We start from the raw sequence: 24,872 nt of genomic DNA, 5'->3' as shown, positions 1-24,872 counted from the left end.
ATTTCTAAAATTTATAACACTCCACATCTTTACCACCACGGCGGCGACCACGTTTTTTATTTTTCTTACTCCCGTTGCGATTGAGCCCCAACGGGAAGAATTTGACACCAACATAAAAGTCGCCCCCACTGAGCTGTTTGGAATTCGTAAATGCTCCCAGCTGGTCGGTTCCGATAAACAGTGGCCCCAAGCGAGCAGCGAGGCCAACACGTAAATCATTCATCGCATAGAGCGAAACCGGCATACCGATACCCCACCAGTGCCGATCAATACGTGGGGTGAGTGCCAGAGTGGTATTGCGGGTGAGGCTTGCACCACCAGGAGCAATACCAGCAAGTACATTGGCTTCTACCTTTGCCCATTCCGTAAAAGCATAAGTAGCTTGTAAACTGATGGTGGTAGGTAGACGCAAGTTGAATTCGTCACTTACCCGGGAGATGCTATTGTCACCAAAAACATCTTCACTGAGCTGGGCGGCGGCTTGTGAAAAACCTTGCTCTGTATCGAGGTTATTGTAGCTATCAGTCAAGGTGGTGGCCAATTGATCGCTATTGAAACGGTGAAGTTCACTTTCTTTAAAAAGCAAGCTACCAATGTCTAAAACAGCCGCACCAAATTCCCAACGATAGAAGTCATCGCCTAGATCGATCCGATAGATTAGCCCTATATCAGCCGCCCAGCCTCGTCCGGGGCTATCAGTAAAATCATCATCGTTGGCCGCGTTGCTAGTGAAGCCTGCCTCTAGGCTGAAATCAGTGCCTTCTAAACCAATGGTATTGGGCAGCTTGCTGAGGCTAAAATCTTCTTCACTGATCAAATACCCGGCACGTTGCCCCCACAGGCGGCGGGCAGAAAGTCCCAGTATTAACTCGCCATTATTGGTAAAAATGCTTTGGCTAATATTGAGCCCTACCTCTGTCCAGGAGGCCGCAGCACCTCTGAATTTATCCAATGTAAAAACTTGTTGACTGGGGATAGCGTCCCATTGATAAAAGCCCAAATCTTCATCAAGGCCTTTGCCACTAAAGAGCGTTTGCCAACGGGTAAATACCCCAATCCTTGTTTGTGGTGCGAGTCTCACGGAGAAGCTTGGGCCGAGAATGCTGTTGAGTTGCTGACCGTAATAGCTGTTGTTTTCAAAATAATCATACACCAAGACATCATCACTCGGATTGAGATCGGAGGGCAAATCTCGGGCAAAAAACACGTCCAAGTCTTTATCCCTGTTCCGTAACAATTGCGTGATGCTTGTCTCGCGCAGATAGCCGTAGTTATTAGCTAAAAAGGTACTGACTTCTCCTAGATTCAAGTCCCAACTGTAGGGCGTTCTGCCGGGAGCGGCTGGATTGACGAGTGCGCTATTGATACCCGCGTAGGTATCCGTTCGCCAGCCAAGCTGAAATTGAGCATTTAGTAACAAAGGAAATAGAAGAAACCCTGCGATAAGTAAACGCATGTTGAAGTTGGTTGTATACCTATCTCAAAGTGGATGGTGTATCATCCTACTTCGCAACAGGTGTAGTTGCTAAAAAAACAGTACCAGGTATTTATTTAGGTGCTCGAGGCTATAGACTACCTCATATAAAATAGGGCCAAAAAACGATGATTCCCATGACTACTGCGCCAATGGCACAAAGGAGTACAGCTGCTGCGGCAGTATCTTTGGCTTTGCCAGCCAAGGAGTGATACTCGGGCGAAACCAAGTCTGTCAGGAATTCAATTGCTGTATTCAACGCTTCGGCTGCGATGACTAGTGTAATACAGGCTGTTAAAATGGCCCATTCCCATCTTTCGATACCAAAATAGCCCCCTGCAATAACGACCAACAGTGCTGCTAGTAAGTGTAGCCATGCATGTGCCTGGGTGCGAAAAAGAGTGGCAATACCTTTGAAAGCGTAACCAAAACTGCGCCACCGTTGCTGTAAATAGGTCCACATATTGTCGAAAATGAGGAAAAAGTGATTAAATTTAGCCAAAACCTAATATAAGGGTACGGGACGCTTCGCGCCCTATGAGTAGAGCATAGAGGGGTTCAAAAATCGTTACAAGTTAGCTCTCTATACCAGTCTTAACTGGTTGTCAAAGTTGAAAAACAACAGCAAATTACTTCTAGCTTCCTCAACATCCCTCTACCCATAGCCCCTTGGGCCAACAAGGTCAAGATTAGCGTACAATATTAACAATAAATGGAAATAATTACCGGAGCCGGTATTGCTATCGGTGGAATTCTTCTAGTGGTTTTGCTGCGTTCTCTAACGACACTCTTTCATGAAATGGGCCATGCTCTGCCCGCTTTGCTATTCACAAGAGAAAAAGTAGAAGTCTTTGTCGGCTCTTACGGCGACTTGAGTAATTCACTGCAATTGAACTTGGGGAGGTTGAAGCTTTACCTAAAATGGAATCCTTTTGACTGGAAGCTGGGTATGTGTCGTCATTCCGGCGAAATGGCCATTTGGCAGCATTTGATTACTATTCTAGGAGGGCCTTTGGCGAGTACGCTTATTGCCACCGTGGCTATATTCTTGCTTACCCAAGAAGGCGTAAGTGATGTTTGGCTGGGCCTGGCTGCTATTTTTGCAGGAGCAGCCTTGATTGACCTGTTTGTCAACCTGGGTGTCAGCGACGGTGGAATACAGATGCACGATGGCGCGATTACCTATTCCGACGGAGGCCAGTTGAGGCGGCTATTTCGGACGATAAACCTTCCTGATGTTTATTTTGATGCTCAAAATGATTTCTACCAAGAAAAATACCAGCAAGCTCTGGATAAATGCCAGCAACTACGCGAGGAAGGCAAACACCAAGCTCCTGTTTATGAGCTCTCTTGGGAAGCGCTGGAAAAGCAGGAAGACTATGAAACGATCATTGCCCTGTACCATGATTTCAAAGCACATCACCGCCTAAAATTTCAGGACTACCTTAGGTTAGCCAACGCTTTTCAACAACTGGGGCAGTTAGAGCAAGCACATAAATACTACGACCATTGCAGCTATCTGGATTACACCAATGCTACGCCTCGCTACGAAAAAGGGAGAATACTAATGGAGCAGGGCTATTATGGCCCCGCATTAGAAGAATTGCAGTTGAGCAACAACCTGCAAGCCGATCACCTGGATACGCTTGCGTTAATGGCTGCTTGTCATTTGCACTTTAATCGCTTGCAGGCCTGCGAGGAAGCACTAACAGCTGCACGGGCACTAGACCTTGCCCATAAAAATGCTGCTGTAAACTACTATTGGGGAATTTTTCAGGAAAAGAAAGGGAACGATAAAGAAGCACTCATCGCTTTACAACACGCCAATGAATTGGGCTTCAAACACCACGGATTAGCGATGAGAATAGATGACTTGGAGCGTGCGGTAAAAAGTAAGTTTTAGTACCTTAAACTTGACTCACCTTTAACTAGTCAAAGCACCGGACCTGTAAAAACTCACATTACCATGCGCTATTTATACCTTCTATCTTTTTTTCTGCTCGCTAATTTGCTTACCGCTCAAGACTTATATTTCCCACCCGCTTTCGGCAATTGGGAGACCCAGGACCCTGCGGAATTAAACTGGTGTGAAGCAGAATTGGAAGACCTTCATGATTTTCTGGAGGAGCGAGACAGCAAGGCCTTTATCGTCCTCAAAGATGGCCGAATGGTTATCGAATGGTACTATGACACCTTCACCAAAGATAGTATTTGGTATTGGGCTTCCGCCGGAAAAAGCCTTACCTCTACATTGGTCGGTATCGCTCAAGAAGAAGGCTTAATAGATATTGAAAACCCGACCAGCGACTATCTTGGCACCGGTTGGAGCAGTTTATCTCCTGAGCAGGAGGCAGGGATAACCGTTCGCCATCAACTGACGATGACGACCGGCCTCAGTGACCAAACCGGCGATGTCGATTGTACCGATCCAGAGTGCTTGGTTTACCTGGCGGAGCCGGGTAGTCGCTGGGCGTATCACAATGCACCTTACACGCTACTGGAATCCGTGATCAGCAATGCCTCCGGGCAAAGTATCAATCAGTTTTTTGCTTCTCGGATTGGCAATACGATTGGCGCGGTTTCCGCCTATTTACCGCTTGGATATAATCGCGTTGTATTTAGTCGTCCTCGGGATATGGCCCGCTTCGGCTTGTTGATTTCGGCCAACGGGCAGTGGAATGGGACAACGGTCTTTGGTGACCAGGCCTATATCGATGCCATGCGTACCCCTTCACAAGATTTGAACCCTTCCTACGGGTATTTATGGTGGCTCAACGGGCAGGAGAGTTATATGTATCCGACTTTACAACTCTCTTTCCCCGGGCCGCTTATTCCTACTGCTCCGGCGGATACTTACGCGGCTTTGGGCAAAAATGACCAAAAAATCTACATCGTCCCTTCGCAGGGATTGGTCATTATTCGAATGGGAAATGATGCCAGTGATGGGCCCCTTGCCATCTCTGACTTTGACGTGTCCCTTTGGGAGAAAATCAGCAATTTGAGTTGTACCACAAGTACAGAAGATATTGCAGACCGTACCTATTTGGAAATAACACCAAACCCTGCAACCGATCATTTACGGCTGAACACACAAGCACAAATCCAGCAACTTAAAATTGCTAATTTGCAAGGGCAATCCTGGGTTTTACCTGTAACTTCCACGCTTGACGTGGGGAACTTCCCTTCTGGCATTTATTTTTTGAGTGTGAATTTCGAAAATGGAGAAGGTTTGGTTAAAAAGCTCGTTTTAAAATAAATGAACACTACTTATCAAGGGGTCATTCTTTTCTATTTGGCAGACAAAGGCTACGGTTATTTGCGGGTTCCTGACACTCGCGAGGAGTTCCATTTCCGTAAGGAGAATCTGTTACAACCCGTTCAGGCGGGTGACATGGTGCGTTTTCAATTAAAACAACAACGCCATGGCTATTTTGCAGACCAGATTAAGTTGCTGAACTTGGTTTGAATGCTACGTTTACGCTACTTTTGTACTTCAAGTATTGCGCAAAAAATAAGTTGAGCCGTCTTTGTGGTTTTCCAAATTTCCCTACGATGAAAAAATACATGTACCTGCTATTCCTCGGAGTAGTCCTGTCTAGTTGCGTAAGCAAAAAGAAATTTCAAGCCAGCGAACAGCATTATCAACAAACGGCTGATTCCCTACAAAGGGTAAACACAACCAAAATTACACAACTCAAAGATAGCCTCTCTTTTGAGCGAGGCGCTAACTATGCTCTGAGTGTTACGCAGGATAAGTTGCAAGATCGCCTGGATATCCTGCAGCTAGAAATTGACAACTTAGGCAGCAATGCCTCTTCTACACAGCAAGAACTCAATAACCGCTTGCGCCAAAAGGATGAACTTATTGCCGAACGCCAGGCAAAAATTGATGCTGTCAACCGTATTCTTCGCACCCGGCAAGAGCGACTTGTTGCATTGAGCGAGGCCATCCCTGGCGTCTTTTCAGCGCAAGAGATCACCGAAGGCTGGGAGATTCTACCTCGCAATGGGCAATTGGTGTTGGCAATTAATGAAGATAACCTCTTTCGCCGGGGCAGTACCAGTTCCCTTACCTCTACCGGTGAGGAAACCCTTAATCGGATTGCAGCTATTGTTGTTAAATATCCAGAAATGCTCATCCAGGTTATCGGGCATACGGACAACGTGCCCGTTCCCCGCGAAAGTCTCGACAATTGGCAATACAGCGCTCTCCGGGCAGTAAGTGTTCTGAAAGGCCTAACCGCTAGTGGAGACATTGGCCCCAATCGGATAATAGCTGCCAGCAAAAGTGAATATGAACCCTTGGGAAGCAACGAAACCACCGAAGGCCGGCAGCGAAATCGCCGTGTCGAACTCATTATCGCCCCCAGGGAATCTGATTTAGAGCGGGAAGTGAGAAGGATAGTGGAATAGCCCTACTTTAAGCATAATGTATAATAGCTTTTATTAATTTTGGCGTTTCTATAACGGCAGCAATTTTCACATTGGACATAAACAGCCTGTTTGTAAAAGGTTTCGCAGCTCCCATAGCGGACTAAAGTCCGCGAAACCTACTAAAATGAAATCGCTGCTGCAACGGGCAAATAATAATATTCAAGCCATGCGGCAATTGTGTTTTTGGACAATAGCGCTTTTACTATTCTCTCAATCAGCAACCGATTCCCTCCCAAACTTTACCGCGCCGGTGCAGGGAACCATTCAGCTTACCGGTACTTTCGGCGAGTTGCGTGGCAATCACTTCCATGCCGGGCTGGATATTCGAGGGGCAGTAGGCCGCCCGGTTTACGCCATTGCTGATGGTTACATCTCCCGGATACGCGTGACCGTCAGTGGTTATGGGCAGGCACTCTACGTGCAACACCCCAACAGCGGGCACACCGCCGTGTACGGACACCTGGATCGTTTTCGGGATGATTTGATGGCCTTTACCCGAAGGGAGCAGTACAAGCAAGAGAGCTTTCTGCTCGACGAAGAATTGCCTCAAGATAGTTTTCCTGTTCGGCAAGGCGAGTTGATTGGATACATTGGCCAGCGGGGCTATGTCTCTGGGCCACATCTTCATTTTGAAATTCGGGATACGGAGACCGAACGGTCCCTTAATCCAATGAATTTTGGGATTACCGTACCTGATAGCCGACAACCACAAATTCGTGGCCTGCGGTTCTATCAGTTGAGTGAACGAGGCAACGTACTTACAGGAAAGGACTACTCGGTTCAAGGCCGTGGCACAGGAAAATACGTGCTGGCGGTAGATACACTTTACACTGATCAGCCAATTATCGCCTTGAGTATCAAAGCTTACGACCAGCAAAATGGCCGCCCAAACCTGAATGGCATCTACAGCCTAGAAATGTACCAGGACAGCCAACTTAATTTTGCTTACCGAATGGATCATTTTTTAGGTGAGCAGACCCGCTACCTCAATGCTCATCTCGATTATGAACAACAGCGGAAAAACAACAGCTGGTTTCAACGTGGTTTCGTATTACCGGGCAACCAACTGGACTTTTACGAAACAGATGAACGCCAGGGGCGCATTAAGCTCAAGCCTGGGCAGGCTAGTAAAATTCAGTTTCGCATCAGCGATCATCGAAATAATACCTCGACGTTGGAATTGGTAGTCAAAAGGCGAGAAAATGCTGTTCCTCTGCAAAATCCCGTTTACACCTATTACTTGCCTTACGACGAAGAAAACCTGATCGACGACGGGCGCCTACGGGCTCATTTCCCGGAAGGAATTTTTTATGAAGATGTTTTTTTGGATTACGACTTAGTGGAAGAAAACTCTAGCGGGCTCTACGCTCCGACGCACCGAATACACACCTCTTTAACGCCGCTGCATCGGTATTTCGATCTGCACATTCGTCCGATAGGTTTACCCGAGGCCCTAAAATCCAAGGCTATTATTGCACAATGCGATGATGGTCGGGAACCTGTTAGTTACGGTGGCGAATGGACCTCTGAAGGTCGCCTGCGTGCGCCCGTACGAGCTTTCGGCAACTTCACTATTATGGCCGACACTAGCCCCCCGGAGGTTCTTGCTGAACGTTTTTCTCAAAATATGAAGGGGTGGCCACGGTTTAGCTTCAAAATTTCCGACAACTTCCCCACAGCAGGAAAAGCCCGCGACCTCCGGTTTAGAGCGGAAGTCGACGGGCAATGGATTTTAATGGAGTATGATGGTCGAAAAAATCGCCTCTACCACGATTTTGATGGGCGCATCCCCAGTGGTGATCACCAATTGGTACTACGTGTAGTGGATGATCGTGGAAATGAAACGGTGGTAGAACGAAGTTTTAAGAATTAAATCAAATTCTGCCTTACCATTTGAATGGCAATGGCAATGAGGAGAATACCGAATACTTTGCGCAAAGTAGCCGTCACCTGATCGGAGATACGTTTTGCTAGCCAATCCGAGCTGCGCAAAATCACAAATACGATCAACAAGTTGATGACAATACCCGCCAAGATGGCCGTACTGTCAAACTCTGCCTTGAGTGACAAGATGGTGGTAAGTGTACCCGCGCCTGCAACCAATGGAAAAGCTATTGGCACAACGCTGCCAGACCCTCCATCCTCATGATGATCACGGAAGAACCGAATGCCCAGTACCATTTCCAGGCCGATGAAAAAGATGATGAGTGCGCCCGCCAGGGCAAAAGAAGCGACCTCCAAACCAAATAAGCCCAGTATAGCACTTCCGAAAAATAAAAAACTCAACATGATAATGCCTGCTGTAGACGTCGCCACAGAAGCATTAATTTTAACGCCTTCGCGTTTCATGTTCATGATAATAGGTAAAGAACCGATGATGTCAATGACCGAAAAAAGGATCAGACTCACAGACAATACAGCTGCCATTGTTTTAAGATTAAAGGATTATCAATGTTATTACTGACACAAATAACGCCTGGAAAGGAAAAATAACTTCCTGAAATATCATTTTTGGTCACTTAGACTTTAAATAGCTTATTTTTGTGTCAAACACAACACTATCATAATTATAGACCTATGCTGGATAATCAACTTGACCCCATCGACCGTAGGATATTGCATGAATTGACACAAGATGCTCGAATTCCTTACGTGCAACTAGCCAAAAAGCTGCATGTATCCAATACACTTGTGCATCAACGCGTAAAAAAACTGCGTGATAGCGGGGTGTTAAAACAGGCCGTTTATCGACTAGATGCCTGGGGCCTGGGCTACCAAACGTCGGCTTATACCCAAATCATGTTGGAAGAAGCCAAGCTGCACCGTGCCGTAGAAGACGAGCTGGCCAAAATTCCAGAAATAGTCGAATGTGTAAACATTGCCGGTCGATATGCCCTTATGGTAAAAATTTACGCCACTGACAATCGTCACTTACGCGATATCATTTACGAACAAATCCTTACCATTTCCGGGGTCGAAGGAACCAATACGACCATTGCTTTTGAGACGGCGTTTAATCGTACTGTACCAATTTAAGGAAAACAAGTAACCAATGACATGAACAATCAAACGACTGATTTACAGCTGCGTTTCCAAAAGGATATACACCCCTACCGTGTCTCTTCCAAGCAAGAAGCCCTATGGTGGAACGAAATCGTCCAACACTACGGCAAGCCCAAACGCGCGTATCACAATTTGGATCACCTAACGGTATTGTTCCACTGGGCGGATAGGTATCAAGCACTGCTGGCCGATCCAGAAATTGTCTATTGGGCTATCTGGTACCATGATATCATCTACCAAGCTCGTCGCCGAGACAATGAGGAACAAAGTGCCCTCTTGGCCGAAAATCGCCTTACTGAGATTGGATTAACGCCTGCAAAAATAACCGAAGTAGCTGCCTACATCCGTGCTACTTCTCAACACTTGAATGTGGAAGCCACTGGAGATTTAGCTTTTTTTCTGGATTTCGACTTGGCGATATTGGGAGCACCAGCCCAGGAATACAAACAATACGCGGCAGCTGTAAGACAGGAATACCAGCATGTGCCGGGCTTTTTGTATCGCCGTGGCCGGAAGAAGGTTTTGCGCTACTTTTTGGATGCTCCCAGGCTCTATCGAACGGAGGTAATGTATGAACTATTGGAAAAGCCCGCCAAAGAAAACTTACGTCAAGAATTAGGGCTCTAGGGAGTTCGTAAACAAAGCAACCCTTCTCCGTCGGCCAGAAAAAGGGTTGCATGGAATCAATTTACACAAAACGTATTTTAGCAGTAGCCAAGCAGGCTACTTTTAAGCAGGCGTTGGCATTTTGTAGAAAAATTGCTCTTGGGTAATTTTTCCATCAGTGACTTCATAAACGATGATTTCCGAGATCGTTGCACGAGGTCTTCCTTTCATAGTAGCATCGAGCGTCATCACAACAGAGAAGTGATCACCGGCTACAATGGGGTCAGAAACCTCCAGGCTGTGGAATTCTTCGGTCATTTCTTGAAATTGTTGAGACTTTATCAACAGATTATCAAGTCCTTTTACTTCCGCATTAGGGAAGCCCGCTGGCTCCAAGCCTACAGCATCGTCAGCAAACAATTCTTTGTACGCTTGGTCGCTTTGACCTTGGCGGCATAAGATAACAAGCCGTTGGGCGATTTCTTGAGTGGTCATAAAACATGGTTTTAGTTTAGCTTGACTTTAACCAAGCTTACAAATCAGATGATTATTAAGTCGGCGAACAAATATAGTCAAATTGTTTTTATTGAAGAATAAATACAATTATTTGTTTAAATAAAAATCACCTGATTACGCTTCGTTTCCAAAAAGATTATCACATCATCTATTTCGACCACTTGGTGGTTCAATAAAATTCCTTTAATCCCTGTATCTTTAGGGCAAAAGAAAGTACCCCATGCGGCAGAAGCTGGAAACCGAACAGAAAGCCTTAGAAATTAACCTTGACGACTCCGTTTACGGCACCTTTGCTGAAATTGGTGCAGGACAAGAGGTTGCCCGCTATTTTTTTCAGGTGGGAGCCGCCGCTGGCACGATTGCAAAAACGATGTCGGCATACGATAAAATTTACTCCGACCATATATACGGCACCGAGCCTACGGGGCGGTATGTTTGTCAATCGCGACTTTACAAGATGCTCGATCATGAATACGATCTGATCAGTACTCGATTAACACATGAACGGCCCGGTACTAATTTTTTCGTTTTTGCGGATACTGTAGCAGCGATCAATTACTCTCGTACCATCAAAGGCGATGGTTGGTTAGGTTTGCGTTTTCAGCTAAAACCAGACCAAGAGCCTAACGAGCTGATTCTGCACGTGCGAATGCTCGACAATGACAATCAATTACAGCAGCAAGCCATTGGTGTATTGGGGGTTAATCTGATTTATGCTTGTTTTAATTATTACGAGCAGCCCGAGGAGATGCTTCAATCGCTGCTGGACGGCCTGGAAGGCCGGATAAAAATTGATATGGTTCGCTTGACCGGCCCGGAATTCGATCATATCGACAATCGCCTTATCTGCCTATGGCTCGTGAGGCATGGCCTAACGGAGGTGGCTATTTTCAACCCTGATGGCCAGAGTATCCATGCCTCAGAGTTTTTATACAAAAAAGATGTGTTGGTCGTAAGAGGCAGTTACAGACCTCCTACTTTGGTCAACCTCGACATGATCAAAACCTCTAACCAGCAGTTTAGAAACCACCCCAAAGTAGAGGCTAGCCGGACCTTTTTAATGACGGAGATCACCCTTGACAACCTTAGAGCAGAAGATGGTGAGCTGGATGAAAAAGATTTCCTGGACCGGGCAGAATTACTATGTGCATTGGGGCAAACCGTTATTATATCTGACTGTGAGGAACACCAGAAGCTGGTCAGTTACCTTGCCGATTACAAAGTAAAGCAACTGGGGTTGGTGCTCGGAGTAAGGCCTTTGCTAGATATGCTCAACAACCAGTACTACCAAAATATGGAGACGCGTCTACTGGCTGCTTTTGGGGAGTTATTCGCGCGAAACGTTCGTATCTACGTTTACCCATATATGCAGGAAGGCAATGCCGAACTAATGACCGCAGAGACTCTCCCTGTCCCCGAAGGCCTTAAGTTTTTGTACCGCCACTTGCTTGACAATCAGCAAATCGTGGATGTTAAAGGTTTCCATGCTGAACATCTGCACATTTTCTCGAAAGATATTCTCAAAAAGATCAGAGAAGGTGCTTCTGGTTGGGAAAACATGGTGCCTGCTAAAGTAGCGGCGATCATCAAAGAAAAATGTCTATTCGGTTATCCTACGGAGACCTTGGAGTTTGAGTATTAAGAGTGTATTTAGGCATAGGCAGCTTCGCGTCCTTTTGCTAACCCCTAAGCCTATATCCCCGTTACTAAATGGTTTGGGACATTTCCACTTAGTGCCGGGTATAACTAGGGCATAGGAATTCACGACTGGTACTTACCTACATTTCATTTTCATACCAAATGTAGTTTGCCCAACAAGCCTTACTTTTGTAAGATGAAGCGCAAACAACTTTTTCTTTCAGAAAAGTTATTGATTTTACTAACCCTGGTATTGCTTGCCAGTTGTGGAAGCAAACCAAGGGAGAAACTGCACATTGCCACCGCTGCAAATATGCAGTTTGCAATGGAAGCTCTAACCCAAGCATTTACAGCAACTACGGATATTGCATGCGAAAGCATCATCAGTTCCTCAGGGAAATTAACCGCCCAAATAACGGAAGGAGCACCTTTTGATGTATTTGTATCTGCTGATTTGAAATACCCACAAGCTTTGGTCGATGCACAATTGACGGATGGCCCGGTACGCGTTTATGCTTATGGGCAACTGGTTCTTTGGACCCAAAAAGCAGCATTAGATCCTTCTACGATGGCACTTACCAAAGAAGAAGTTCGCCATATTGCCATGGCCAACCCCAAAACAGCACCCTATGGAATGGCGGCCGCACAAGTCCTTGCTTATTACCAACTCACAGACGCCGTACAACCAAAGTTGGTATTTGGAGAGAGTATCGCTCAGACAAATCAGTTTATCATATCACAAGCTGCTGAAATTGGGTTTACCGCACGATCTGTCGTTGAAGCTCCTATAGTGACGAACAAAGGTCGATGGCTGACATTGCCTAATGAGAGTTACGAACCGATAGCACAAGGCGTAGTTGTACTAATGGGGGACGAAGAAAAAGTAAAGCAAGCACGGCAATTTGCTGATTTCTTGTTTACCGCAGAAGCAAAAGCTATTATGGCAAAGTATGGTTATTTGGTACCTGATAATATGCAGCTGCAATGATTGACTGGACACCACTATTACTTACATTTAGGCTAGCATTGATTACCACTTTCCTACTTTTGGTGGTGTCTATCCCGCTGGCCTACTGGCTGGCTTATTCGAGAAATCGTATCAAGCCAATCATAGAAGCATTGGTGAGTATGCCATTGGTATTACCGCCAACGGTGCTTGGTTTTTATTTATTGGTAGCCTTTAGTCCTGCCAATGGCTTTGGCGGCTGGATAGATAAACACCTGGGCTTACGGCTGGTATTTTCCTTTGAAGGACTAGTGTTGGCGTCGATGCTATACAGTTTGCCTTTTATGGTACACCCCATCCAATCTGGACTCAGTAATTTATCGCCCTCCTTGAAAGAGGCTGCTTACGTATTGGGGAAATCACGATGGACAACTCTTCGGCGGGTGCTATTACCCAATATAAAACCTTCATTACTTACTGGCATCGTACTGGCTTTTGCCCATACAATCGGGGAATTCGGCGTAGTACTGATGATTGGTGGCAATATTCCCGGAGAAACAAAAGTAGCTGCCATTGCTGTATACGACGAGGTAGAATCCATGAACTACACAGCAGCCAACAGCTACTCTATCGTGCTTTTTATTACTACTTTCATCATTCTCCTACTGGTATACCTCTTCAATGGCGGTCACTTTAAACGCTCCTGGCTATGACCCAAATACAGGTAAAGAAAACGCTCAATGCTGCCGCAGGGAACATGTTGCTAGATGTAGACCTTCAGTTACCACCCCATCAACTTATTGGCCTATATGGCAAATCTGGTGCCGGCAAGACATCGCTTTTAAGAATCCTGGCCGGATTGTTTTCCCCCGACGAAGCGAAGATTATCGTTAATAACAAAACCTGGATAGATACTCAAAAAGGCATTCTACTATCCCCTCAAAAACGAAAAGTTGGGCTTGTCTTTCAAGATTATGCGCTTTTTCCAAACATGACGGTGAGAAAAAACTTGCTCTTTGCGCTAAGCAAAGGGCAATCGCCTGAGACGGTAGAAGAACTTATCGAACTCAGTGAATTGGGTGATCTGCAACACCAACGACCACTAAAACTATCAGGAGGGCAACAGCAACGGGTAGCCTTGGCACGCGCACTCGTACAACGCCCGGAATTGCTACTACTAGATGAGCCTTTATCTGCCTTGGATCAGGAAATGCGCGAAAAATTGCAGCAATATTTACTCCGCGTACACCAAACCTATGGTCTGACGACGATACTGATCAGCCATAATCAAGAGGAGATAGAAAAAATGGCGGATTGGGTTGTGGTGTTGGACTCAGGAAAAGTAGTCAAGCAAGGGAAAGTGGAAGATGTTTTTCACGATATCGCTCCACAACAGTTGATTACCCTAAAAGGAACTTTAGTAAAAAAAGAATATACCGCTGGTGGCACTTGGCTGACGATTGAAAATGGTGATAATGTTTGGAGAATACCAGCCGGTGATAGACACGTTACTTATCGTATTGGCGAGGAAGTCACCTTGAATATAGAGGCTGCAAAAATAAAATTCACTCGCTCCTAGGGCTTGTGAAACAAGTAAAGAGACAAAACCGTAAACAAGCTCTAATGGTTGAGTAATTTTACTTGTACTCAACGCGCTCTAAAAGCTTGTTTCGCCGTAGGAACAAGTTCCCAAACATGCTCTAAACACCCCACTTCATTACACCTAATAAACAACAACCATGAGACCTATTTACCTATTCCTTATTTTGTCCATCTCCCTTTTTTCACCTGGCCACGCACAGGTTGTTGATTCCACTTTTGGCGAACTTTATTCTTTTTCGTCAAGTCAGAATATTTATGGAATAACCGCCAGCGATTTTTCCGACAGAAAGGACAAGGCCTATTCAATGCTCTTTTTAGAGGACGGCAAAATCATCATGGCAGGGCACACGGCCAGCGAGGAGGACAGTGATTTTGCGTTCACTCGCTTGCTCGCTAATGGTCAATACGACCAAGATTTTAGCCCCGATGGTAGAATACAATTGGATTTAGGTTTCCAACGCGATTCCTGCCTCACCGCTGTTCGCTATGGCTCCGATCAAATGCTGATGGGGGGCAGCGCTGAGCAAGCCGGAGAAGCTGGTTTTTCTGCATTATTGATCAAAACGGACTTTGACGGCCAGTTGAACAGCAGCTTTGCTGAGGATGGGAAACTATTCCTTGATCTCCCTGGGCAACACGAGATGATCACCCGCTTGCATCCGCTTCCGGATGGTAAGATTATGGTTGCTGGCAATGCCTTTTTTGGTCCTTCTTACGACTACCCGGATTCCACGTCCATTTTTGTAGGTCGCTTATTGGAAGACGGCAGTGTAGATAGTAGTTTTGGGAATAACGGATTCATTTACAAAAACCGCAATGGCTGCCCCTCCAGCATCCTGGGCGATCTAGTGGTCTACCCAGATGGCGCATTCCTCCTTACTGCTGAGACCTATTCCCCTTATCCCGGACTCCTAAATCCTATAGGTCCTTGTGAACCCACCATATACGTATCGCGCTTTTTGCCGAATGGAGCTGTTGATGTCGCTTTTGGAGAAACTGGTACAACCGATGTTACGTCAACAACGGGCTGGGCAAAAGCACTGGGCATTTATGAAGACGGAAGAATTATCGTAGCAGGGTTAACCTCTGATGCTTTTACAATGCCAATTTATACTACAGTTGCCAGGCTCCTGCCGGACGGCACCCTCGACAGTACTTTTGCCGACAATGGTGTTTTTAGCGAACTTGTAAATCCGTCTGGTTTTAATGTGTCAAATCCTGTCGACATAATTTTTCGAGGTGATGAAGTGTTAGTGGGCTTCAGTTCAGAGAATTTTATAGGTGTTAATTCTTTTGGTGTGCTTTGCCTAAATAATGACGGGCAACTTAACACTGATTTTGGAGACGAAGGTGTTTTTAATTATTACCCTATTTATGGTTGGGGCATCTATGAAATTAACCAAATACAATTATCAGCAGATGAGCAAAGCTTATATTTTACAGGTGACTATAATAGCCAAAGTGACATGCTCATCTGCAAACTAGACATTAGCAGTAAGACGGTGGCCGTGGACGCCGACTTCTTCATCAAGCAAGAAGCTCAGCTTTACCCCAATCCGCTAACAGCAGGAGAGGTACTGTATATTGAACTGCCTGATTTTAGTAGAGCAAGCGATTTCGTCCTCCAGATATACGATAGTAGAGGAACGCTGGTGATGCACAGGAAGACAGATGCCGATATGCTACAGGCAGGCCTTCAGTTGCCAGTGTTCAATCAAGGGATCTACTTTATTGAGTTGTCCAATCAAGATGGCCGTTATTCCGGCAAGGTCCTGGTTTTAGATTAGGAATCAGCTTGTAAGCAACTTATTTTGAAAAGCCTTATTTTGCAGTCCCTTCGGAACGAAAAAACTTCCCAAAATCAACCAACATGAAAACGTATCTCTTCTCTCTTTTACTTCTTGCTTTTTGTTATGCCTGTGGAAGCTCTCCTACCGACATGCAGCAGAATGCCCCAAAGGAAGAAGCTATTCCTGAAGCCGTCGCCGTCTCTGAAAAAACGATGGCGATGCCCATCGATTCTTCCCTGGATATTGATTATCTCCGAGGCAGATTCAATCCAGCCACCCATCCTGATTTTACCAAGGTTACCCCTGGACTTACGGATGGTGATGGCACCTACTATTTACGAAAAGACACCTACGCGGCGTTTCAGGAGATGCACGCGGCCGCAGCCAAGGAAGGCGTGAAGCTAGAGATCGTATCTGCCACCCGCAATTTTGATCGCCAAAAGAGTATATGGGAAGCCAAATGGAACGGCAACCGCCTTTTGGAAGGGCGCGAAAAAGCCCCCGAGGCGTATCCCGTCCCCAAAGATCGCGCCCTGGCGATTCTACGCTGGAGCTCTATGCCCGGTACTAGCCGCCACCACTGGGGCACAGATATGGATATCAACCAGCTTACTAATAGCTATTTCGAAAAAGGAGAAGGCTTAAAAGTCTATGAGTGGCTGACTTCTCATGCCCATGAATTTGGTTTTTGCCAACCGTATTCCCCCAAAGGGGCTGAACGGCCACATGGCTACAACGAAGAAAAATGGCACTGGAGTTACGAACCCATTGCTCGGCAGTTAACAGATTTAGCGAGCACTACACTGCGTGATGAGCAGATTGATGGTTTTGAAGGCGCAGCTACCGCTGTAGAAATTGGTGTCGTAGAAAAATACGTTTTAGGCGTTAGTCAACAGTGTAAAGAATAAACTTGAGCGAATAGCCTCTGTACAAGAATTATCCAGTTTTTTTGTCAAAATTGTCCAGATTTTACCCGGAAGATGTCCTCACCTTTATAGTGGTGGACATCTTCCTTAGTTTAAGGGGGTACAAATACTGGCGTAGCACTAAGTTTTAATCCCCCTGAAATACACAAAAAAGTGCTTTACCACTTATCCGAGCAAAAGTACTTCCTGCCACTTATAAGATTCCACTTACCCTGACAGGCTTGAAAAAGCCTGTCTACTCCCCTTAAATTGCTGGTATTCCGGTTGAGACACCGGTGCAAACCTCCAGCGTAAAACAGCTATTGAGTTACTTCTCGTTAAGCGTACTTGCTTAGCACTGGTTGTTGTTTGCAGAAATGAGCATTGATCCAATTTACTGACAAACCCGTATTGCCATGCATTTTGAGAAAGCTTCCCTTGACAGTTATTTCCTACAATTACTTTTTCACGGTCAGAAAAATATCATTACCGACATCCCGGAAATTTAGAGACGCTGTGCTAGCATCTCTTAAGCACCTAAAACCCAACTATAGTAAAAGATGGAGCAACCAAGCCTTGTTGTACAGGGCATTGCGTTGTTCCATTTCTTTTCGCAGTTCGGATTTGAGCTGAGGAAAGGTAGGCTCAAGACGCAGTTTGGATATCTTCTTGATATAAAATGCAAAATTTAGTAATGCTTCTTTTTGCCCTTTCCCTACTTTGTCATTTCTGCGCAGATAACGTTCAAAAGCATCAGTCTGCGCCAAGATAAGCTCAGTATGATCTTCACCTCGAAGGCCTCCTTCTACAAAAAGCTTAATAAGTAATACCCTCGCTTGAATTTGATAGTAAACATTCAGAAAACTTACTTCTTGTAAAAGCTTGGTCGCCATTTCAGGCTGACGGTTAGCATAATGCCAAAGTGCCGTAGCAAGTGCCTTGGCATCCTTTCTGTTGTGAGCAGGAAGATAAGATGCATAATCTTCAATGAATTCTTGACACCAGGCGACCTCTTTGGCACGTAGAGCAACATTAACGATGCTGATATAAGTCATATCATTCAGTCGTTGATACTCCAAAAGAAGCGCATGCCTAAGGCCTAACTGATAGAGTTGCAAATTTTCAAAAACAAAATCCCCGTCACCACTATTTCCTTGTTTGATCGTATAATTAATCAAACTCTGTAATAAGTATTGTTGCTGCTGACGATGAAAGGAAGAGAGGTTATTCTCAAACAACTCTTTCAGTTGGTAATAAGCGACAGCATTACCAGATTCCAGTAAATCGAGCATCGCTAAATAGGCACCAGTCATCGGGTTATCTACCGGATAATCAGCAATGCCTGCCCGTATTTCTGGCAACAGCCAAATGTTATATTGCTCATCCAGTGGTTTTTCCCGTGCCTTAGCCTCACAGCTAAACGAGAGTTTATCCAACAGAAAACTGCGATCCAGTTGCTGCATCGCTTCTTCGTATTCTACCTTACTGAGGTTGAATTGGTCGGTTTCAGGGTGGTTAAAATAAAGACGATTGAGTTGAAATTTTTGGTAGTAAAAATCAGCATTCCGATAAGGGAGGTCGTCGAGCGCTTGGTAGGCATTTTCTGTCTCTTTTGTAAAAACAGGATAGGCCGAGGGGCGTTCAGCTAACGCTCGCAGCAATAATTGATGCTGTATATGCTCCTCCTTTTCTAACTGTAGAACCTGTAAATATTGCCGAAGTAAAGCCGTAAAAGCAGACATCAGGTTCAATAACTTTTGGTGATCATAGGGACGATCAGGAAAAAGCCGCTGGAAGACTTTTTCTTTCTGCAATTTGGCGTGTCGGTAATCGGGATGCCACCTGCGTACCAACAAGTAAAGATCCACTATCCGAGGATTCGCATTATAAATCGGCGATTTTAAAAACTGTAGTAAACGCTTAAGTTCTCCCTGATTCAGGAGCCGTAAATGTTGAACAAGCTTGCTTTTGTACATTTTTCACCCGAAAGGGAAACTGGTTTCATTGGTAAATTTAATTTTTTATCCTTATTTATTTTAAAACAATCTGCTCTTTATCAACTTATTATACTAAATAATAATGCTTTAAAGTATTATTACTAAAGAAAAATGTCTTTCTCTTTTCTTCTTTAGAATTCCTACTTTTATTTGTCTCGTTTACCCAAAGCCCCGCAAGCCAGGTAAACCACCCTGTATTCAACCCCTTTACAATTGCTTATGGCAACAATTGACACTCCTCGTATTTTTGCTCTATTGGTCGGAATCAATGATTATCCTGCACCAATTCCTCGTCTAAATGGTTGCTTGAATGACATTCGCAATGTAGAGCAATATCTTCGAGAACATATTGCTATCGAAAGTCAGGCAGCAAAAAAAACCAGCCATACCCCTTCCAATTTATCCATCACCCAAGAGGGGCCTTTACACCTTTGTATACTCGAAAACGAAGAAGCGACTTATACCAATATTATCAACGCTTTCCGGGAACATCTGCATAACGCTGGCCCCGAAGATGTCGTTTGGTTCCACTTTAGTGGCCACGGAACAGAGGGCTATACCGCGAAGGAATTCAGAGAAACACTGGAACCCAATGGCAAAGACCAAAACCTGGTATGCTACGCCAAAAATCCAGAGCAAGAACATTTTTTACTCGCGGATAAAGAATTAGCCGTCTTATTGCACGAAGTGGCCAACCATGACACCAAGGCTAGTCCGCCGCATATTGTCGTTTCATTGGATTGCTGCCACTCTGGGTCAGGCACCAGAGATTCGGAATGGGAACTTACCGAAATCACAGAAAGAACCGTTAGCCTTCAGCTTTTTGACACCTGGGAAGAAGCCGAGGCTACCGGTGCCTTGCGGGAACTGAGCAGTTACCTGGATGGTCATTTCGAGAAAAACCCTATGGCCCTTCCGCTATCAGAGCACATTCTTTTTTCTGCCTGCACAAGTATCCAGACAGCAGGCGACACCCCTACAGGAGGCATTTTCACCCGAAGCCTGATAGAAACCCTAACCACTGCCAACGGGCCATTGAACTACGCCGATCTTTTTATGCGCACACGCGCTACCGTCAAGCAGGCTCGCAAAGAACAGCTACCTCAGTTTGAAACCATCGGCGGATTTGACCCTTACCGCCAGTTTCTAAATGGAAAACCACATGGCACCCCTGATCTTTTCGAATTCATCAAGGAAGGAAACCATTGGATGATCAAGTGTGGTGCAATTCACGGTATTCCCGTGCGTCCCACTAGCCCCATCACTGTAGAAATAAAAACCTTTGGGTCAGGCGGAGAAACACTGGGCGTGGGGCACCTCACATCCGTAGGTGCTCACAAAAGCAAAGTCACTCTAGCAGACGCTCTGACCCTGGACGACAAAGCACTCTACCAGGCTAAAATCACCTACCTCCCTTTGCCAGCTTTGCTTGTCGGTATAAAGGGAGAAGAACAGGCTGTAAAAGAGATTATTGAGCAATGGCAAGACTCCCTGGGTATTAAATGGGTAACGGAAACAAGCGCAATAAAAGAAGCCGACCTGCTAGTAGAGGTCGCTAACGAATACTACCACGTTACCGACCAACGCACTCAAAAGCAGGTGTATTCTTTGGAGCGAACAATAGATAACGCCCCAAAACTGATCGTAAGCAGCTTGGGCAAAATAGTCCGCTGGGAACGAACACTCGCCCTGGCAAACGAAAAATCGAGAATTCGCTCCCGGGTGGCCTTGGAAATGGAAGTACTGCTGAACAAAAACAAAAAACAAAAAATCGTTGGAGAGACCGTCGTGCTCGACACAGCCAGCACTGATTTTATTAAACACCAAGATGCACTCGTTGCAGGTTTCCTACCGCAGCTTGTGGTTAAAAACACCAAGCAGCAATTGTACTGCTACCTTTTTCACTTGCGTAGTGATTACAGCATTTCGGCGTATGAAGGAGGACTTGTTTTTCGCCCAGACGAACACCCTGGTTTGCAAGAAGTAATACTTCCTCTTTTGAAAGAACACAAAGGTTGGGGTTTAGGCGCTGATGATAAATCCGCCGATTCATACTTCAAACTCTTCGTAACCACCGAGGAACTGGATTACCAACAACTGCTCCAAAGCGGACTTGGAGGAGATCGCGCTGCCAACTGGAACTGGAAACCCATTGGCGTAAGTGACGAGTGGTGTACGCTCACCATGAGAATACAACTAACCTCAAGCATTTAAGCAACCTGCATTAACTTAAAAGGATTTAAGATGTCAGCCAATACCCATATCCAACTTCCTTTCACTACCAGCCACGCTTTTATCGTGGGCATCAACGATTATCAGCACCTCACGCCACTGAGTACGGCAGTGAACGATGCGCGAGTAATTGCAGAGCGACTAGCAGAGCAACATGGCTTCAAGGTACATGCCCCCTTACTCAACGCTACCCACCAATCGTTGCGCAAGCTCCTCACTGAAGACATCCCAAGGTTAGTTGGTAAAGACGATCGTGTACTTTTCTACTTCGCGGGCCACGGCGTCGCACTCGACGGAGAAGAAGGTCCCAACGGCTACCTCGTCGCTGCCGACACCCGCCCAGGGCAGGAAGAAACCCTGATCCCGATGGCAACTCTACATGATGCCCTCACTACTTTGCCTTGTCGGCACGGACTGCTCATCCTGGATTGCTGTTTCTCCGGTGCCTTTAAGTGGTCCTCTGGCTTTAGGGATGTGATCTTTGATTTACCCAAAGTCATCTACGAAGAACGATTCTGGCGCTATTGCAAAGATCCGGCTTGGCAGGTGATCACTTCCTCGGCGCATGATCAAAAGGCGGTGGATATTATTACGAATCAGAGTCTAGGACTACGCGAAGAAGGCGGCGGCCAGCACTCCCCTTTTGCAGCCTCTTTGTTGGAAGCGCTAGGTGGCGCTGGTGATGTTATTCCCGCAGGTAAAGGCGATGGGGTAATGACCGCTACCGAACTATATTCTTACTTGCGTGACGCCGTGGAAACGCAAACAACGGAAAACGCCAAGCGGCAAAGTCCTTCTATTTTCAACCTCAAACGGCACGATAAAGGAGAGTTTATTTTCCTCCACCCTAACCACCGTTTCAATCTGCCGCCTACGCCGGATCGCAATCCATTCATGGGCCTATCTTCCTACAGTGAAGAAGATGCCAGCCTCTTTTTTGGCCGCGACCGCGTCGTGGAAGTACTCCTTGAAAAGGTGAAAGCAAATTCCTTGACCGTCGTCAGTGGTGCTTCCGGCACCGGCAAAAGCTCGGTCATCAAAGCAGGTGTATTACCTCAATTGCGTAAAGCAGGGCGTACGGTACTACCAATTATCCGCCCCGGAAAGGAACCTATGCAGACGATTGCCACCGAGCTGCCGGATATTGAAAAACAACTCAAGAATGGCGCTCCCCTTTTGGTTATCGACCAATACGAAGAACTGATCACCCAATGCCTGAACCAGGAGGAGCGACTGGCCTTTGAACAACAAATAGCTCAGTGGTTAGAGCAGTACCCTGAACTGGATATCATCCTAAGTATCCGCGCAGATTTCGAACCACAGTTTGAGAGTGAAGCATTGGCTCCATGGTGGGCCAAAGGGCGTTATGTGGTGCCTTCCTTTAGCCTGGATGAAATACGGGAAGTGATTACCAGACCTGCCGCCCAGGCCGTGCTTTTTTACGAACCAGAAGACTTGGTCGAACAGCTAAGCGAAGAAGTGAGTCAGGCTCCAGGAGCCTTGCCTTTACTCTCGTTTACCCTTAGTGAATTGTACCATGCTTACCTAAAGAGTGGCCGTCAGGATCGTTCCCTGGCAGAAGAAGATTATCAAAAACTGGGTGGTGTAATCGGCGCCCTCCGCACCCGCGCCGATGCCGAATACAAGGCTCTGACCCCCGATGAGCAGAGCAGTATGCGCAAACTCATGCTGCGAATGGTCTCACTCGAAGGCGGTGAACTGGCAGGTAAACGGGTGTACACGGAAGAATTGCAGTTTAGCAACGCGAAAGAAAGCCAGCGACTGACCACAATTGCCAATCGTTTGGTCGATGCGCGTTTATTATCCAAAGGAACAGACCCGCAGGGCAAGCCCTACATCGAACCGGCCCATGATGCCCTTGTCCGGGCTTGGGCCCGCTTATGGGAATGGATCAAAACCATTGGAGAAGAAAAAATAACGCTTCAGTACAAGCTAAGTCAAGCCGTAAACGATTACAATAACCTATTAAAAACACAACCTAAAAAAGCTAAAAACCTGTTATGGAACAGTAATCCCAGGTTAGAGTTACTGCAAGCAGAACTAAACAGCAAAGATCACGGATTCAACGCCCGAGAGGAAACTTTTGTAGGCGCGAGTATCAAAAGGCGGAAAGCACGCACTCGAATCAACTGGAGCATAGCCTTTGGCGTCATCATTGGGCTGGCTAGCTTATCTCTGCTTGCTAATAACCAGCGGATTGTAGCTCAAGAAAACGAGCAATTGGCCAAAGATCGTGCTCAAGAAGTGCTCGACAGCGCCAAAGTTGCCCAGACACAGCGAAGCAGAGCCCAAAGTGCTACCGTGCTCGCAATTTCCAACAATCTGGCCAGCCAGTCAGCGATGGCGAGACTTACTGACCCCACTGTTGCTTTTCGTTTAGCTGAAACAGCACTATCTTTAGCCCCCGAAAACAACCTCGCAAAGGGAGCCCTACTAAGTGCCTTTTACAACACCATTATTGATCACAAAACAGGGCTATTCTATAAACGCGTCAGCAAAGCAGACATGCCCTTTATACTGAACAAATGGGCGACAGAATCGCTACGGTCTTCCGATCAACTCCCTGAGGTACCTGAAGATGAATACCGGATGGGTTTTAGAAATCAAACCTGTTATTCTCCTCAGAAGAATTATTATTTTGAAGCTCGCCATGAGCACAACGGCGACTATTATTTAGAACTAGCTTCGTTTCAAAGTCAATCTTGGTCATCACGGAAGTTTCTAGAAGTAGAAACGCTATTTGCTACTCCATCATTTAGTCCGACAGAAGATTATATCATTATTCCCGAACAGAACCGACTAGACCTTTGCAGTCCTCTGGATATCAATGAGCCAATCCACCAACTTTTTGCCCCAAACGCCGTACGGCAAGCCTACTTTGCGGAAAGAGGAAAGAAAATATTCGCCCAAACCTACGATGACCGTTACTACGAATGGAATCTCAACGCTTACAATATTCCAACCATAGGGGAAAATCGATCGATCGCAAAAATGTATTATTCCCCAGATGGCGAAACTCTTGTACTCGAAGACGATGGCTCAGAACTTATCGGTGTATGGGTATTTGATCAAACCTGGAAGAAACGAGGAACTGGGCGCGCAAAAATGAGCCCCAACAATTCTTCTGTAACTCAGGAAGGATACCCCGCCATCCAACTGAGCGGATACCGTTCCTTTTCCATGCAGGATGCATTAAGAGAATTTAATCAGGTTTATTCTCAAGTAGACAAAGACAAGCATCAATTCACCACTCCTGAAGCACGCCGGAGCATTACCGTCACAGAGCTTCAGAGCCAAAGGCGGTCGGTGGAACTGTTAGGACACATGCGCCCAATCCTCTCTATCGCTATTTCTCCAGACGGAGAATCTATTCTCACTTGTTCCAGTGAGGAAGTAAAACTATGGGATTGGAATGGCAATAATTATTTTTCTATCCCTAAAGGAGGCAGAGCCGACTTTTCGCCAGACGGAAACTTCATCTACTTGTTTCCCTGGGATTCGGAAGAGGAATTCGGAGCTGCATACGATGGACCTGTAGACCTGGAGATCTATACCCTTAGTACAAAAGCGATTTCCGAGTGGGCCAACGCGCAAGGTGTTTACCGCCTGAGTAAAGCAGATAGGCTAAGGTATGGCATTGGCTACTAA

Annotated in this window: 20 protein-coding genes; 15 read left to right on the top strand and 5 right to left on the bottom strand. The window is 45.9% G+C overall.

All coding sequences use genetic code 11. The features are described 5' to 3' along the window. Positions 1–4: 4 nt before the first annotated feature. On the bottom strand, positions 5–1,456 hold the full coding sequence (locus ACRBG0_RS22150; RefSeq protein ID WP_431489028.1) for a DUF5723 family protein: 1,452 nt from the start codon (positions 1,454–1,456) through the stop codon (positions 5–7). Between the two features lie 121 nt (positions 1,457–1,577). After that, entirely contained in the window at positions 1,578–1,976 is a 399-nt protein-coding gene (locus ACRBG0_RS22145; RefSeq protein WP_431489027.1) for a diacylglycerol kinase family protein, read from the bottom strand. A 210-nt stretch (positions 1,977–2,186) separates the two neighbouring features. Here ACRBG0_RS22145 and ACRBG0_RS22140 point away from each other — a divergent pair, with 210 nt between their 5' ends. The 5 genes from ACRBG0_RS22140 to ACRBG0_RS22120 all read left to right on the top strand — a co-directional run bounded on the left by ACRBG0_RS22140 (position 2,187) and on the right by ACRBG0_RS22120 (position 7,781). After that, a complete protein-coding gene (locus ACRBG0_RS22140) occupies positions 2,187–3,377 on the top strand; it encodes a M50 family metallopeptidase (RefSeq protein ID WP_431489026.1) in 1,191 nt (396 codons plus the stop codon). Positions 3,378–3,440: 63 nt separating this feature from the next. After that, a complete protein-coding gene (locus ACRBG0_RS22135) occupies positions 3,441–4,730 on the top strand; it encodes a serine hydrolase (RefSeq protein ID WP_431489025.1) in 1,290 nt (429 codons plus the stop codon). Further along, a complete protein-coding gene (locus ACRBG0_RS22130; RefSeq protein ID WP_020537493.1) occupies positions 4,731–4,940 on the top strand; it encodes a copper-binding protein in 210 nt (69 codons plus the stop codon). A gap of 86 nt (positions 4,941–5,026) precedes the next feature. Continuing rightward, positions 5,027–5,887 carry an OmpA/MotB family protein gene (locus ACRBG0_RS22125; RefSeq protein WP_431489024.1) on the top strand — a complete coding sequence of 287 codons (861 nt, stop codon included), beginning with the start codon at positions 5,027–5,029 and terminating at the stop codon, positions 5,885–5,887. 145 nt (positions 5,888–6,032) lie between these two features. After that, positions 6,033–7,781 carry a M23 family metallopeptidase gene (locus ACRBG0_RS22120; RefSeq protein WP_431489023.1) on the top strand — a complete coding sequence of 583 codons (1,749 nt, stop codon included), beginning with the start codon at positions 6,033–6,035 and terminating at the stop codon, positions 7,779–7,781. On the opposite strand, the gene ACRBG0_RS22115 is transcribed toward ACRBG0_RS22120, so the two are convergent. Next, positions 7,778–8,335 carry a MarC family protein gene (locus tag ACRBG0_RS22115; protein WP_431489022.1) on the bottom strand — a complete coding sequence of 186 codons (558 nt, stop codon included), beginning with the start codon at positions 8,333–8,335 and terminating at the stop codon, positions 7,778–7,780. The genes ACRBG0_RS22120 and ACRBG0_RS22115 overlap by 4 nt on opposite strands. 150 nt (positions 8,336–8,485) lie before the next feature. Between ACRBG0_RS22115 and ACRBG0_RS22110 the strand changes: the two genes are divergently transcribed. Both ACRBG0_RS22110 and ACRBG0_RS22105 read left to right on the top strand, forming a co-directional pair. Beyond that, positions 8,486–8,944: an Lrp/AsnC family transcriptional regulator gene (locus tag ACRBG0_RS22110; protein WP_020537489.1), complete on the top strand. Its 459-nt coding sequence runs from the start codon at positions 8,486–8,488 to the stop codon at positions 8,942–8,944. A gap of 21 nt (positions 8,945–8,965) precedes the next feature. After that, positions 8,966–9,598, top strand: coding sequence for an HD domain-containing protein (locus ACRBG0_RS22105; RefSeq protein ID WP_431489021.1), 633 nt, complete (start codon positions 8,966–8,968; stop codon positions 9,596–9,598). A 102-nt stretch (positions 9,599–9,700) separates the two neighbouring features. Here the strand turns inward: ACRBG0_RS22105 and ACRBG0_RS22100 are convergent, their stop codons facing one another. Next, positions 9,701–10,072 (bottom strand): SnoaL-like domain-containing protein, encoded by a 372-nt coding sequence (locus tag ACRBG0_RS22100; protein WP_431489020.1) that lies wholly within the window; start codon positions 10,070–10,072, stop codon positions 9,701–9,703. Between the two features lie 241 nt (positions 10,073–10,313). Between ACRBG0_RS22100 and ACRBG0_RS22095 the strand changes: the two genes are divergently transcribed. The 6 genes from ACRBG0_RS22095 (at position 10,314) to ACRBG0_RS22070 (ending at position 16,977) form a co-directional block, all read left to right on the top strand. Next, the gene (locus tag ACRBG0_RS22095; protein WP_431489019.1) at positions 10,314–11,735 is read left to right on the top strand and encodes a TonB-dependent receptor; all 1,422 of its coding nucleotides are present in this window, start codon (positions 10,314–10,316) and stop codon (positions 11,733–11,735) included. A 192-nt stretch (positions 11,736–11,927) separates the two neighbouring features. After that, positions 11,928–12,719, top strand: a complete 792-nt coding sequence (modA, locus tag ACRBG0_RS22090) for a molybdate ABC transporter substrate-binding protein (RefSeq protein WP_431489018.1) — start codon at positions 11,928–11,930, stop codon at positions 12,717–12,719. Beyond that, positions 12,716–13,390: a molybdate ABC transporter permease subunit gene (gene modB, locus ACRBG0_RS22085; protein ID WP_431489017.1), complete on the top strand. Its 675-nt coding sequence runs from the start codon at positions 12,716–12,718 to the stop codon at positions 13,388–13,390. Before modA ends, modB begins: the two co-directional genes overlap by 4 nt. Beyond that, complete coding sequence (locus tag ACRBG0_RS22080) at positions 13,387–14,256, top strand: ATP-binding cassette domain-containing protein (protein WP_431489016.1); 870 nt, start codon at positions 13,387–13,389, stop codon at positions 14,254–14,256. Before modB ends, ACRBG0_RS22080 begins: the two co-directional genes overlap by 4 nt. Positions 14,257–14,416: 160 nt before the next feature. Continuing rightward, a complete protein-coding gene (locus ACRBG0_RS22075; protein WP_431489015.1) occupies positions 14,417–16,066 on the top strand; it encodes a T9SS type A sorting domain-containing protein in 1,650 nt (549 codons plus the stop codon). Between the two features lie 83 nt (positions 16,067–16,149). Then, positions 16,150–16,977: a M15 family metallopeptidase gene (locus ACRBG0_RS22070; RefSeq protein WP_431489014.1), complete on the top strand. Its 828-nt coding sequence runs from the start codon at positions 16,150–16,152 to the stop codon at positions 16,975–16,977. Between the two features lie 545 nt (positions 16,978–17,522). On the opposite strand, the gene ACRBG0_RS22065 is transcribed toward ACRBG0_RS22070, so the two are convergent. Beyond that, a complete protein-coding gene (locus tag ACRBG0_RS22065; RefSeq protein ID WP_431489013.1) occupies positions 17,523–18,950 on the bottom strand; it encodes a hypothetical protein in 1,428 nt (475 codons plus the stop codon). A 240-nt stretch (positions 18,951–19,190) separates the two neighbouring features. Between ACRBG0_RS22065 and ACRBG0_RS22060 the strand changes: the two genes are divergently transcribed. After that, positions 19,191–21,185, top strand: a complete 1,995-nt coding sequence (locus ACRBG0_RS22060; protein ID WP_431489012.1) for a caspase family protein — start codon at positions 19,191–19,193, stop codon at positions 21,183–21,185. 30 nt (positions 21,186–21,215) lie between these two features. Further along, positions 21,216–24,872 (top strand): caspase family protein, encoded by a 3,657-nt coding sequence (locus ACRBG0_RS22055; protein WP_431489011.1) that lies wholly within the window; start codon positions 21,216–21,218, stop codon positions 24,870–24,872.

It is taken from the genome of Lewinella sp. (assembly GCF_050633125.1).
GTDB lineage: Bacteria > Bacteroidota > Bacteroidia > Chitinophagales > Saprospiraceae > Lewinella.
This window is presented reverse-complemented; position numbering and strand designations above follow the sequence as displayed.